This window comes from Devosia sp. WQ 349K1 (assembly GCF_016595685.1).
In the GTDB taxonomy this organism is placed as follows: Bacteria; Pseudomonadota; Alphaproteobacteria; order Rhizobiales; family Devosiaceae; genus Devosia.
The window spans coordinates 559,551-572,591 of the sequence record NZ_JAENGO010000001.1 but is presented as its reverse complement, the minus strand read 5'-3'; the positions used below and the strand labels follow the sequence as shown (position 1 = coordinate 572,591).

At 56.2% G+C, this 13,041-nt stretch carries 17 protein-coding genes; 16 read left to right on the top strand and 1 reads right to left on the bottom strand.

Features of this window, described 5'->3' with window-relative positions; translation table 11 throughout:
• The first annotated feature begins 24 nt into the window (after positions 1–24).
• From JHL21_RS02505 to JHL21_RS02430, 16 genes are all read left to right on the top strand, one after another.
• Entirely contained in the window at positions 25–516 is a 492-nt protein-coding gene (locus JHL21_RS02505; RefSeq protein WP_200211743.1) for a hypothetical protein, read from the top strand.
• Between the two features lie 3 nt (positions 517–519).
• On the top strand, positions 520–873 hold the full coding sequence (locus tag JHL21_RS02500; protein ID WP_200211742.1) for a hypothetical protein: 354 nt from the start codon (positions 520–522) through the stop codon (positions 871–873).
• A gap of 2 nt (positions 874–875) precedes the next feature.
• On the top strand, positions 876–1,178 hold the full coding sequence (locus tag JHL21_RS02495) for a head-tail connector protein (protein WP_200211741.1): 303 nt from the start codon (positions 876–878) through the stop codon (positions 1,176–1,178).
• A 9-nt stretch (positions 1,179–1,187) separates the two neighbouring features.
• Positions 1,188–1,391: a hypothetical protein gene (locus JHL21_RS02490; protein WP_200211739.1), complete on the top strand. Its 204-nt coding sequence runs from the start codon at positions 1,188–1,190 to the stop codon at positions 1,389–1,391.
• A complete protein-coding gene (locus JHL21_RS02485) occupies positions 1,391–1,759 on the top strand; it encodes a head-tail adaptor protein (protein ID WP_200211738.1) in 369 nt (122 codons plus the stop codon). The genes JHL21_RS02490 and JHL21_RS02485 overlap by 1 nt, the downstream gene beginning before the upstream one ends.
• 5 nt (positions 1,760–1,764) lie before the next feature.
• Positions 1,765–2,238 (top strand): HK97-gp10 family putative phage morphogenesis protein, encoded by a 474-nt coding sequence (locus tag JHL21_RS02480; protein WP_200211737.1) that lies wholly within the window; start codon positions 1,765–1,767, stop codon positions 2,236–2,238.
• A gap of 1 nt (position 2,239) precedes the next feature.
• The gene (locus JHL21_RS02475; protein WP_200211736.1) at positions 2,240–2,680 is read left to right on the top strand and encodes a DUF3168 domain-containing protein; all 441 of its coding nucleotides are present in this window, start codon (positions 2,240–2,242) and stop codon (positions 2,678–2,680) included.
• A 22-nt stretch (positions 2,681–2,702) separates the two neighbouring features.
• Positions 2,703–3,152, top strand: coding sequence for a phage tail tube protein (locus JHL21_RS02470; protein ID WP_200211735.1), 450 nt, complete (start codon positions 2,703–2,705; stop codon positions 3,150–3,152).
• Entirely contained in the window at positions 3,152–3,523 is a 372-nt protein-coding gene (locus JHL21_RS02465; protein ID WP_200211734.1) for a gene transfer agent family protein, read from the top strand. The genes JHL21_RS02470 and JHL21_RS02465 overlap by 1 nt, the downstream gene beginning before the upstream one ends.
• Positions 3,524–3,549: 26 nt before the next feature.
• Entirely contained in the window at positions 3,550–3,804 is a 255-nt protein-coding gene (locus JHL21_RS02460; protein ID WP_182395483.1) for a hypothetical protein, read from the top strand.
• A gap of 17 nt (positions 3,805–3,821) precedes the next feature.
• On the top strand, positions 3,822–6,098 hold the full coding sequence (locus JHL21_RS02455) for a tape measure protein (protein WP_200211733.1): 2,277 nt from the start codon (positions 3,822–3,824) through the stop codon (positions 6,096–6,098).
• Between the two features lie 5 nt (positions 6,099–6,103).
• The gene (locus JHL21_RS02450; protein WP_182395486.1) at positions 6,104–6,784 is read left to right on the top strand and encodes a hypothetical protein; all 681 of its coding nucleotides are present in this window, start codon (positions 6,104–6,106) and stop codon (positions 6,782–6,784) included.
• Positions 6,785–6,799: 15 nt separating this feature from the next.
• Positions 6,800–7,357, top strand: coding sequence for a hypothetical protein (locus JHL21_RS02445; RefSeq protein ID WP_182395488.1), 558 nt, complete (start codon positions 6,800–6,802; stop codon positions 7,355–7,357).
• An 8-nt stretch (positions 7,358–7,365) separates the two neighbouring features.
• A complete protein-coding gene (locus JHL21_RS02440; protein WP_200211732.1) occupies positions 7,366–7,776 on the top strand; it encodes a hypothetical protein in 411 nt (136 codons plus the stop codon).
• Positions 7,769–9,919, top strand: coding sequence for a hypothetical protein (locus JHL21_RS02435; protein WP_200211731.1), 2,151 nt, complete (start codon positions 7,769–7,771; stop codon positions 9,917–9,919). The genes JHL21_RS02440 and JHL21_RS02435 overlap by 8 nt, the downstream gene beginning before the upstream one ends.
• A gap of 71 nt (positions 9,920–9,990) precedes the next feature.
• Positions 9,991–11,883, top strand: coding sequence for a sialidase family protein (locus tag JHL21_RS02430; protein WP_200211730.1), 1,893 nt, complete (start codon positions 9,991–9,993; stop codon positions 11,881–11,883).
• Here JHL21_RS02430 and JHL21_RS02425 read toward each other — a convergent pair.
• Positions 11,855–12,922 carry an acyltransferase gene (locus tag JHL21_RS02425; protein ID WP_182395492.1) on the bottom strand — a complete coding sequence of 356 codons (1,068 nt, stop codon included), beginning with the start codon at positions 12,920–12,922 and terminating at the stop codon, positions 11,855–11,857. The genes JHL21_RS02430 and JHL21_RS02425 overlap by 29 nt on opposite strands.
• Positions 12,923–13,041 lie beyond the last annotated feature (119 nt).

Below are 13,041 nucleotides of genomic sequence, written 5' to 3'. Positions count from 1 at the left end.
TTCTATGAACCGAAGGAGACCATCATGTCCAAGACCATCGTTTATGACGTGCTGCGTGGGCACGAAGGCGACCGATTTTACAAAGAGGGTGCCGAGCGTGAATTGACCGAAGCCGATGCGGCGCACCTGGTAAAGCTAGGTGTTCTGAAGGCTACCGGCCGGAAGCCCAAGGCCGCCGCCGAAACGCCCGATACTAACGTATCAGAGCGCAATAAGGCCGATACCGCGGTGGCTGCAATCAAAGCGGTGGTCGACACGGCAAGGGCCGCCGCTGACAGTGCATTGAAGGCCATCGACGACGAGAAAGTAGCAAAGCAGTCCGAAATCGACGACCTTGACGCGCTGATCGCGGCGAAGAAGGCGGAGCTGTCCGATCTGGATGCCGCCATTGCGGCCAAAACGCACGATACAGCGGCGCTCGCCGCCGGTGAGGCAGCTTTGTCTGAGCAGGACAAGGACAAGACCGAGCCAGCTAACGCCACTAAGCCAGAGGCTGCGGCAAAGGCGAAGGCGTGAGCTATGCGCAGCAAGGCAAATCACAAGCGTAGCTACGCCGGTTTTGTGGGTGCACAGGGCGGAGCGCCAGCAGCGCCAGTAAACACCACACTGCCAAGCATCACCGGAACGCTTACGGTTGGCGAAACGATCACGATCGTTCCGGGCGTTTGGAGCGGCAAAGAGCCTCCAGAGGTTAGCCGTCAATTGCTGGCTGATGGAGTAGCAATCCCCGGAGCAACAGGTCCGACCTTTCTCCTCACTGAGGCGCAAGAGGGTAAGCCGCTCTCCGTTTCGGAGCATGCCAAGAACTGGAAGGGCTTCGCGAGTGTTACGAGCCAGCTAACTGACGCTGTAGAAGCGGCTGAGGAGGCCTGACGATGGCCGATATCGTCATTAACGAGCTAGGCCCGCTTTGGGAGCTAGCAGAGGTCAAGGCAGCGATCCGTGTCGACCATGACGACGAAGATGCGCTCATCCGAGCCTACATGGACGCGGCAGAGCAGGCGATGCTTCGCTTTTGCAACATTGCTTTAGTCCCTCACGGTCAGGAAGCGGTCTTCAAGGCTGCGGGCTTTTTGACGGTTGGTGCCTTTTATGACAGTCGGAGCGGTGAAGAAGGCGATGGCCTTCCGGCTGCTGCGCGCAAATTGATCTGGCCCTACCGCTGGGTAGCAATCTAGGAGCCTAAGATGGCCGAACGTTTCAAATTCACTGACGACTTCGACTACAAGCCGACATCTCAGGTCACCATAGCCTTCCGCAAGGGTCATGAAGGCGAGATCGTCACGGGTGCTGCTGTTTCTGGCAAGATCACTAACGCCGTGGTCGATGCCGCCACCAAGGCGGGCAAGGGCCAGAAGGTCGGCGTTCCGAACAAGCCCTCCAAAGACTGATGGCTGAGAACTTTCGGCGGGCAGGGGCGCTGCGTGAACGTCTGCACTGTCAGTTTGCGGCTCCGCTCGATGATGGCTGGGGTAATCCAGTGCCTGGGGCTGGCGAGTTCGAGAACGCGTTTCCCAAACCGATCGCCGCTGGGCTGAAACCCAGAACTGGAGGTGAGGAAGTAACTGCAGCTCGTCTCGGCGGTCGTCAGCCTTACGTAGTCACAGTGCGGAACAACTCTCAAACCAGGCAGATCACGACTGCGTGGCGACTGGTTGATGCCCGCAATGCCGCCAGAGTGTTCGCAGTGACTTCGCCTCCGGCCGATCCTGATGGGACGAACCAATGGCTTGAGTTCATCGCGGTGGAAGGCGCGTGATCTTAATGGCAACCCGCATCCAAGGGCTCGAAAGCCTGAAGCGGAAACTGCGTGCATTTCCGAAGGCAGTAGAAGCCGAGATCCGCAAGGCAATGGAGCAAAGCGCCAACGAGATAGTCGCACTGGCGAAGTCTCTGGCTCCTGTAGATAGCGGCGATCTTCAAATGTCGATCAGCTGGACGTGGGGAGAAGCCCCGAAGGGCGCGATTGTTCTCGGCCGGGTGAAATCAGGGGCCACAGCTTCCGGCAATATGAAGATCACAATTTTTGCTGGTGGCGGAGATGCCTACTACGCACGCTTGATCGAATTTGGTACCGCGCCACACCTCAATGGTGGGCGGTTTGCGGGCAGTAAGCATCCTGGCTCAGCAGCGCAGCCATTTTTCTACCCTGCCTACAGGGCGGTTCGGAAGCGTGCCAAGGGCCGTGTAACGCGCGCCGTCAATAAGGCAGCCAAACGCATCGCAGCCGGGGGCTGAAATGGAACCAAGCTATGATCTGCAGCTCGCGGCGCTGAACAAGCTCCGAGAGGTGGCGGCGCTTACCGCAATCGTCGGCAACAAAATTTATGACCGTGTGCCTGAGAAGCTTTCTGGCGGTGCGCTCGTTCCTGATGTCGCTAGTCCCTACATCAGCTTTGGGCCTGTAACTTCGGCCCCTGATGATGCCGATTGTATCGACGGCGAAGAGATCACTTTCCAGATTGACGTTTGGTCGTGGGGCTCCGGTCTTGCCTACGGCTCAGTCCAAGCCCGTCAAATCGCAGGGCTCGTAAAGAAGGCGCTCCACAAAGCAGACCTCGACCTGTCAACAAATGCGCTCGTGTCCATCCGGCACGAAATGACCCGCATCCTTCGCGAGAGCGACGGTGTGATCAACCACGCAGTGATCCAGTTCACGGCCACTGTTGAAACCCCATAATCCAACATAATAGGAGGCCACTTTGGCTAAACCCGTGACTACGAAGGGCGGCTTGCTGCGCATCATGCTCGGCAGCGGCTCCGAAACTATCGTCTATGCGGCCCCATGCGGGCTCACATCTAAGTCTCTGACGATGACAAAGGGCCTTGAAGAATTTCAGGTGCCGGACTGCGATAATCCGCTGTTGGTGGACTGGGTTGGCCGCGATGCGACGAGCCTCAGCATGTCGGTATCTGGCGAGGGCGTTCTTGCCCAAGCTGCCGTCGACACGTGGCTGTCTGCTTGGGAGAGCCCAGACCCTGTTCCAGTCAAGATAGAAATGGAGTTCCCGACGACCACTTGGACTTGGACCGGCGCTATGCACGTTGAAACCGTCGAAGTGGGTGCGCCAAATAACACCGGCCGCGTCACTGGCAATTTCTCGCTTCAGTCCGATGGTGAGATGGTCCGTACTTCTGCGGCGACAACCTAATGAGCCGTTCGGGAAAAACGCCGCCACTCGATTGGGCGGACGGCACATATGAGTTCGCCCTCAGTTGGGGCGAACTCAGCGAGCTGCAGGATGCGTGCAATGCGGGCCCCTTCGTGGTGTTGGCGCGGCTAGCGTCCAGCCAGTGGCGAATTGAAGATGTTGCGACAACGATCCGGCTCGGTTTGATAGGCAGTGGCGTCGATCCCGCCAAGGCACTCAAGCTGGTCAAGACCTATGTCGAAGCGCGGCCGCAAGACCTTGTCGTAAACGCATCATTTGCTCGCGGCATTCTGGAAACTTCGATTGTGGGGGCGCCAGAAGAACCGCCGGGGGAGCCCAGGCGGCGTCGGGCGAAGAAGGTGACCGGCTAGACGATCTGCCGAATGGCAAGTTTCGAATGTCGCGGATCTACGCCGCCGGCGCTGCAATGGGCTGGACAGCTCAAGAAGTTGACCGGACGTCTATGTGGAAGTTTTGGGCCGCTTGGCACGGCTACGTGCGCGCAAATTCTCCGCAGCAAAACAACAAGCTCTCAGAGACTGAAAAAGACCGCATCTGGGCAAGAATGCAGGAAATGGACACGCCAGAAGGCGTACCTGTCACCGTGACGTACCTTTGGGACGGCGCGACCTTCCTGCCTCAAATCGCATAAAACTTCAGTGAGGCAAGATGGCAACTGACATTGAGCGCCTAATCGTCTCGCTAGAGGCGAGCACCAACAAATATGAGCGTGCTCTCGCCAAGGCCAACAGCGAGACAGATAAACGTGTTGGCTCCATGCAGCGTCAGTTTGACGGCCTGAGCAGAAGCGCCCAAGGCATGCAGGGACGGATGGTCGGCGCTTTTGGCTCTGTTGGGCGAGCGTTTGGCGTCCTCGGGATTGCCTTGACCACTACGTCGATCATCTCCATGACGTCCGCTTGGACAGACTTGAACTCGCGAGTGAATAACGCTGCTGGTGGTATAGAGCGCGGGGCCGCCGTAATGGGCCGTCTGTCTGAGATGGCGCGGCGTACGTATTCCTCCCTAGAACAGACCTCTGAAGGTTACCTTCAAAACCAGCAAGCGCTGTCAGCCCTAGGCTACAGCACCGAGCAGCAGCTGGACTTAGTTGAGACGCTGAATAACGCGCTCGTCGTTGGCGCGGTGCGCGGTCAGCGAGCGCAGTCGGTCATGGATGCCTGGTCAAAGGCCATGGCCTCAGGCTCCCTGCGTGGCGAGAACCTTAATATAGTCATTCAATCGGGTGGACGCCTTTCGAAAGCCCTCGCTGACAGTATGGGGGTATCGGTAAACGAGCTTCGGAAGCTGGGCGAAGAAGGCAAAATCACGACCGACAAAATGTATGGCGTGACCAGCCAAATGGAGGCTCTGCGCGTTGAGGCGGGAAATATGCCTGCAACGGTCGCAGACGGCTTCATTCTACTCAAAGACGCCGTCATGATCTTCGTTGGAGAAGCTGACAAGGCAGTTGGTTCAAGCGCCGCGTTGGCTGAAGGGATTATCGCGATCTCTGATGCTATCAGCAATGCGCCAGACCAACCATTGTTCGATAAGGTGTTCAATGGCTTGGGCAACGAGCTGGCACAGTTCCTTTCTGAGGGTGCCCGCGAAATTGCATACATAGCTCAGATACTCGTTGCCTTGTCTAAGCTCGGGAAGTCCCCCGCGGATGGGGTTGTCGCACTCAACGAAGCACTCGGTGGCAATGTTCGCACCGCAGAGGAATATGAATTAGCGCTAACCGACGCAGAGCAGGCGATTGTAAATCTAGCGGTTAATACCAAGGGGCGATTTGGAGAAGTCGATGCAGCAGTGCAGGATCTCTTCAATCAGATACTCAAGGGCCGTGGCAGCGTCGAGAAAGCTCATCAGGCGGTTGAGGCACTGGCTTCAGTAAACCCGGATTTCGCAGCACTCAAAACGGGTGTGTTGGGTGTCATCGATACTTTCTTCGCGATGAGGGATGCAGCGAATGCGGCGCGGGCCGCTGCCGCAAGCACAACAAATGATTTGGGCGACATGCCCAGTTGGCGCCAGTTCGGGAAGCAGTTCGCGCCAGACCTATCTAACGAAGGAAAGCCTGGCGGCCCCTCAATCCCTTCCAGCTTGGGCAGCAAAGGGGGCGGCAAGTCTGCAGGAGATAAATACGGAGACAGCATTGAGCAGTTCCAGCGGAAGATTGACATGCTCAAGCAGGAGACAGCGCTAACAGCTGCGCTTAATCCGCTGCTCAATGATTACGGCTACGCCAAAGAGCGACTAAAGGCCGTACAAGAACTTGAGAATGCCGCCATCAGAGCTGGCCTAGATTTGGGGCCTGATCAGCGAGCACAGATTGAAGCACTGGCAACTGGGTACGCAACTGCGACAGCAGAAGCGGCTCGCCTTGCAGAAGCTCAAAACAAGGCGCGTCAGACTGCAGACGAACTTGCTCAGGCTGGCCGCAATGCTCTTGATAGCATTATTGACGGGTTTCTTGAGGGGAAAGACGCTGGCGAACTGCTGAACAGCGTCATGCAGGACCTGCTCAAGAACCTGATCAAAATGGGCATCAACGCAATTGGCGGTGGTCTATTCGGCGGCGGTGGCGGCGGGATCTTCGGCGCTATCGGTAGCATGTTTGGTTTCGCTAAGGGCACTGCAAACACCGGTGGCCGTCGAGGTGAAGCCCGTGGCGTCGTGCACGGTCAAGAAGCAGTTATCCCACTTCCGGCAGGCGGCAAAGTGCCAGTGATTGTCCAAAGCCCGCAGCACTCCCCTCAGGCCGCGCAGCCGCAGGCTTTGACAGTTCACGTCGAGACAAATGACGAGAAGATGTCGGCTTACGTCACTGATCACGCCGGGCGCGTGGTCGGCGGTGCTGCCCCTGCTTTGATCAGAACCAGTGTTAACGCTTCGCCAGCCGCCACGGCTGAAAAGCAACTTCGGTATGGGATGGGTTAGGCCGAATGCCTGAAATCTACAATCTTTCCTTGCCGATCACCGACAGGACCGACCCGCGTTTGGTGCCTAACACGCGCTCGGGCGGTTCAGCAATCAATGGCCAAGAACAGATCATCTCTCCGCTTTCGTCGGTGTGGAAGTGGACGATCAATCTGCCGTTGAACAACGAAGCCCGCGTTCGCGGGTGGCGTATGGTTCGGCATCAGTTGCAGGGGCGCTGGAATTACGTCCGCATTCGCGTTTGCGATCGATATCGTTTGAACCGCAATGAGATCGGAGCTTCGGGCAGAGCGCCTGTACTCTATGCTGACGGCGTACCGCACAGTGACGGCGCAGGCTTTAAGCTTGCGCAGCCGAGCGCAGAGATTCTCGCTTTTGCGCCCAAGGGTGCCAAATCCATTGGGATTACCGCAATTGGGCTCAATGATGCCATGTCAGCAGGGCTGTTCTTCTCTATCGCCGATCGGCTGTATGTCATCACCAACTGGGAAAAGATTGGCGACACCTATCGTCTGGGCTTTGAGCCCGGATTGCGGGTCGCTGCTGTTCCGGAAACCGATGTAGTCGACTTTGACGCCAAAAGTGTTTGGCGACTGGAAAGCGACGATGAAGGGCGTGCGGACCTTCGCCTAGGCCGCTTCGCTACAGCACAGATCAATCTCATCGAGCCGCTTGGCTGGACCTAAGCAAGGGTATCTCACATGTTGCCACTTGTGGTTCGCGAGCTTGCCGAGGGCAGGCGCGTGGCAGTTGCTGTGCTGTTTGAATTCGAGTTCGCCAGCGGCACTCAGCGCTTCACGGATCGGGAAGGCTATCTGACGGTCGACGGCCACGAATGGTTGGGACTTGGCCAGTTGCTTTCTGTGTCTGGCCTTGAACAGAGCGTGAAGATGTCCGCGCCCCAGGCGACTTTTATGCTTTCAGGCGTCGACGCGTTTCTCGTCAGCGTGGCGGCTAATGGTTCGTATGAAGCGACTGGGAGACCTTGTGCTGTCTACCTCCAGTTTTTGACAGAAGCGGGGACGTCGCTAGATAGCAAGATCGCTATCTGGGCCGGGGTCATGGATACGCCCCGCATGTCTGCACGGCTTGGCCAACAGGCAATTTCCCTTACAGCAGAAACGCTTTTTGTTGATCGTGTGCGTGCGCCGTGGGGGCTCCAAACTGACACTGACCAGCAAGCGCGTTGGCCGGGGGATCGCGGTTTCGAGTTCGCGCCTTCCCTCCTGTTCAAGACCGTCAATTGGCTTAGAGCTTAGGACATTCCATGCAATGCAAATTGATTGAGTTCCTGCACGCCAGTGCGGGTCGCCGCTTTGTGCTGGGCCAAAATGATTGCTGCCTGCTTATGGCGGATTGGTGGAAGGCCGTGCACGGCGTTGATCCGGTTCCTGAGTGGCGAGGCGCGTATCGCACCGAGGCAGAGAAGCACGCTCTGATTGAACGCGAAGGTGGCCTACCTGCTTTCATCAATCGGCTTGCTGATGCTGTCGGCGCGAAGCCAACTGATAGCCCTGCGATGGGCGACATCGGCATCATCGATCATAACGGCGTTCCTTACGGCGCAATTTGTACTGGCACAGCTGGCCCCGCCAAGTGCTGGGCAGTGCGTTCCGAAACCGGTATCGCGTTTGTCACCGCTCCTACCGTCATTGCTGCGTGGTCTATCCATGAGTAGGTGGAGGGATGATAGCGGCCGTAAGAGCCGGGATCCGCGTCGACGCCGTGACCCATTGTCCATCGGCGTCGCCTTCCTTGTAAACATCGGCTGGGGCGGTGCGATCACAGGCTTAGGCGCGACCTTGGTGGGTTCTGCCATTATCGGCGCTGGGGTGCTTGGCGCCTCGGCCTTGCTGAACGCCTTCACTCCGAAGCCGCAATTCAACACGCCGACACCGCAGGACCGACAAGCTACTGTGCGTCAATCGACGGGTGCGCGCGTCCGCTTTTATGGCACAAACAAGGTTGGCGGAACGCTCTCATTCTTCGAGAGTAAAGGCGGCTTTCTTTATTCTCAGACGACGCTCAATGAAGGCGAAATATCGCAGATCAAAGAGGTATGGCTGAACGATCAGCTCGTTGCAATCGGTGGCGATGGATACGTTACAACCGATCCTTATGAAGTGAATTTCGGGTTCGGTGGATTGAAGAAGGTCGCTCGTATCTTGTTCCGCATGGGGCAGAGTGCGCAGACGGCTTATAGCGAACTCATCTCAGCATTCCCCGGCGTCTATACCTCCGCGCACCGAATGCGTGGCGTTGCAAATGCTCTAACGATCTTCGAAGAAGTCGAAGGAGAGCAGATCGGCAAGGTCTACCCGCAGGGCCCGCCAACTCTGCGCGTGGTTGCAGACTTTTCTCTGGTTAAATCGGTTCGCACGGGCGTTCGCATATTCTCGGACAATCCGGCAGACTGCGTTTATGACTACCTCACCGGACGTGATGGCGCAGGTTTCCCGTATGGGGCGGGTTTTCCACAGAGCAAAATTGATCTTGCTAGCTTTCAGGCCTTCGCGAACCTCTGCGATCAGCCCGTGCCACTAAAATCTGGCGGTACTGAAAAGCGTTATCGCCTGGCACTTGGTTACAGCCTTACCGAAGAGATGCGCTCGGTTCTCGGCCGCATGTGCCAAGCGTGTGACGCCGACCTTTACATTAATTCTGCAGGCAAGATTGCCATCCGTGGCGGCAAGTTTACTGCACCCACCCTAATGTTAGACGATAGCAAGGGGCACATCATCTCTGCCGACTTCCAAAGGGGGCAGGGTGCACTGGTCGCGTTCAATGAACTGACGATCAAGTACACAGATGCGGCGCAAGGATTTGTCGAGACAGAAGCGCAGCGTTGGGTTGACGCTGTTAACGTCGCACTCCGTGGTCGTGTATTGCCTCACTCGTTGGACTTGCTTTGCGTTCCTTCGCATTCTCAGGCCCGGCGCGTTGCGAAGATCTACACCCACAAATCTAACCCAGTGTGGACAGGGACAATTGTCACGAACTTCTACGGCCTCAACGCGATCGGGGAAGAAACACTGACGATCAAGTTCGGGCCAATGGGGATTGACACAACCTTCGCTATCACCGGCCTGCAAATTCTTGACGATTTAACAGGGGTGCAGCTTCAACTCTCGTCGCTTAGCCCGACTGCTTATGCATGGGATGCGGCGCTGGAAGAAGGAACGCCTTCAGGGGTTGCACCGGGAACGGGCGGCGGAACGAGTTTACCTTTACCCACGAGTATCACTGCCGCAACGGAGCAGGTCGCTATCGATGGGTCTCTCATCGGCGTGCGTCTAATCGTAGGTTGGACAAGGCCACCACGTGAAGCTTTGGGCGTTCATGCACAATACAAGAAGAGCACTGAGAGCGTCTGGCAAGACATGCAGACGGCCGACGATCGCAGCTTCGCAACTTCGGCTCTGGTGGATGATGGTGGCACATACAACTATAGGGTTCGCACTCTATCGCCCGCCGGTTCTCCGGGCTCGTGGTCTTCGGTGGGCAGCATAACTGTCACGGCCGATCCGGTTGCGCCGGGGGTAGTCACGGCTGTCTCAGCAACGGGAGGAACAGCGCAAATCACCTTCGGTTGGTCCGCTCCGAACAGCGCCAACTACGCAGGCTCTCGGCTTTACATCAACACGTCCAATTCGATGACCGGCGCCACTTTGGTAGCTACCGAGTTTGGGCCTCCAAACATCGCGGATACGCGTGTTGTGACAGGCGTTTCAGCCGGAACGCGTTATGGTTTTGTAGTGGCGATAAACCGCTCTGGAATTCCAACTACAGCAGTCGCAACTGGCGCGATCACAGTCTCCTAATTTCTCGCAGAACCAACACCCTACAAGGCTGCCATCTCGGCGGCCTTTTTCTTTATGGAAAGGCTCCTATCGTGTCCCAAACGATCGATCAGGTATTTCGTGACTTCAATACAGAGGGGGTTCCTGCCTCTGGTGAGCATTTGCCAGACAAGAAAGATATCCGCTCACTTCTGAAAATGATCCAGAATAGCGGCGGTCAATCGATCACCCGTAACACGCTTGCCGCTCTGAATGCCGTCATCCCTCCCAATGAGAACTATATGGGCATGGTGCTAACCGGCGCTGGTGCGGGTTATTACAGCAGGTCTGGCGGCGCTTGGCTATTTGGTCGTCCTTTCCCTGATACCATTGCTGGCGTCACGCTATCTGGCAGCGGAACGGCTCAGACTGGAATGCCTAGCCCCGGCGTCAATCCGGCATCGGTGGTGGTCTACTTCGCAGAGGTCACCACGCCGAACACTGACACGCTCAAGCTCACCATCGGCGGTGTTCAGCGCGATGTTGTGAACGCTGCGGGCAACCCGCTGTCTGCAGGCGAATGGACAGGAGGCGTCCTGTTCCGAATTAATCCTGCGGGTAAATTCCAGCTTATCAATGATGCCGGTGCTGCTGTAGCTGCCGCTGCAAGTGCGAGTGACGCCAGTGGCGACGCGGAGCGCGCTGAGGAGGCTGCTGAGCGAGCTGAAACGGCGTCAGCTGGCGTCGAGTATCCAGTTAGTTACGGTGGAATCCAGTTGCTGGGTCCTGGTCAACGAGCACAGGCTCGCGAGAACGTGCGAGCGGTAGGCTATGACCCTCAGTCGATTGCGGAGCCAGAGCAAGAGCAGGCGCGCCTCAATATCGGTGCAGACTATTCGAAGTTGGCCACACTATTGGCCTCCTCGCGTAGAATTACCTACCATGACCCAGGTCGTAACAAGATGGGTCATGCGTTAGGAATTCTGCCTAATGGCCGGATCGTTGTCTGTTATCGGAGCGCAACTACGCACAACATCGCAGTGTCGAGGATGGAGGCGATTTTTAGTGACGATGGCGGGCTGACGTGGTCCGCGCCGGTAGTAGTCGCATCTCTCGCTGACCACGACTATCGGAACTATTCTGCTGGCGTCACCCAGAATGGCGTTTTTGTTGTCGCCACCGAGGACATTACCGTTTCGACAGGGGGGGCGTCGGGAAATAGAACGCGCTTCTACTTTTCGCTGGACGGAGTCGCGTTTGCTGAGCGAACAAGTGCAGCAAGTAACCCCGCAATGACTCGGATTGTTCCCTACGGAAGCCTAGTACTCCGCAATGACGGAACGTGCTATTTCCGCTGCTACCATGGGCATGCCAATCCAGCGGCAAATGCCGATGGCGACCAGTCATTATTCTCGTCGTCCGATGATTTTCAAACCGCCACATATTCTACTATTTGGGACGGTCCCGGCCTGAGCGGCCCAAACCCTGCAGAGCCGTATACTGTAGCACTCGACGCAACGCACCACGTATCGTTCATGCGACGTGAGAAGACTGGAGACGACACCCCGCTGTTGATGAAATCTGCCGATGGCGGCATCACGTGGGGCGCACCACAGGCAATTACCAATATCGCTATGGGCAAAAACCCGCCGTGCCTTTGGTATAACAGCGCCAGAGAAACGCTTTATGCAATTTGGCCATCACGGGGGCAGACTCATCTCGCGGATGGGGCGACACGGTGGATGTTTCCGTTTTATTACGCGAGTATTTCCAAGGCACAGCTGATCGCTGGAGGCGCTGTTTGGAGGGCGCAAACCCCATTTGCGGTATTTTCTCCCGCTCAAGCCGGAAGTTTCCCCGATAAGCCGGGTGGGGACGGAGACAGTGGTCATCCGCATGTCTTCGAAGCACACGGAATGACATTCATGCTTTACTACAGCGGTAGTCATGGATCGCTGGGATCGGACCTTTATATAGCTAATCTGTCGGTGCTAATCGGGATCTGAAAGCTGGAAGGTATTTGAGGTCCCGCATTGGTTTCTCGAAGTATCGATAGGTCAACGTAGCTAAAACCAGACTGACTACTATCGCTAGCAATGCTTGGATCCCCAAGTCCGCGTTTACGTGCATTTGCACGCGATACCAGACCGGGTAGTGGAGCAGGTAAAGCGAATAGCTGATTTCGCCTAGAAAAAGCGCCAATGCTTCCATCCGAGACCGCAATTCTAATAAAGAAGCTATGGCGATCACAAGCAAACTCGCCATGATCATTATTTTGGCTGGCAGCCCTAAAATTATTTCCTGGCGAGAAATGGACATTGCGGACGGAATAAAGAACATGGCGACAATAATGATCGCTAAGATTGGAGGCAATAATGAGGAAAGTTTCTTATGCTGGAGCATAAACTCTACAATCCTCGGTCTCAGTCTAGCAAGCAGGGCCCCGCCGATGAAATATACAAGAAACGTGGGAGCCTGAGTGTAGGCCATCCATTGATTGTCTATAACTGGAGTTGTGTAGCTCCACGCGGTCATAACATGATTGATAAAGGCGGCAAACAAGAGCATCCCCGCCAGGGCGCGAAGGTTGCTGATGCAGAGTATCAGCGGGAACATTAGATAAAATACTGCTTCGATGCCGATACTCCACCCGCCAGGAACCATAGAGGTTGCTCCTGGTGTGGCTAGCCCGAAGAACATAGTGACGTTTAACAGATATTTTTCCCAAATCCCGGGCGTGGCTCGGAGCATATAGAGTTGATATGTAGCCACAACAAAATACAGTGGCAGAATTCGAAACACTCGCGAAACGAAGAAATTCCCGAGGCTTCGCCCATTAAGGCGCTTTTCGCCATAGACGTATGTCAAAGCATAGCCCGAAAGCGCGAAGAATATATACACTCCGTAGGTGCCGACTGCGTGAAAAGTTCCGACGCCAGCCTCGTGAAGGTAGTGGTAGAACATTACTGCAATAGCGCAGAGCCCTCGTAGGAGGTGCAGACCCAAAAGTGTTGGCTGTTTCTCTTGGGTGCTTGGTGCAGTCATTACTATCTCTCAGCTAATGCAAATCGACTAGCGCAGATGGGCGCGATACGCAATTGCGTTGGTGCGCTCGCGGCCGTGTCCTCCAAGTTAGAACTGAATTGCGGTAAGGGTAGCCGTAA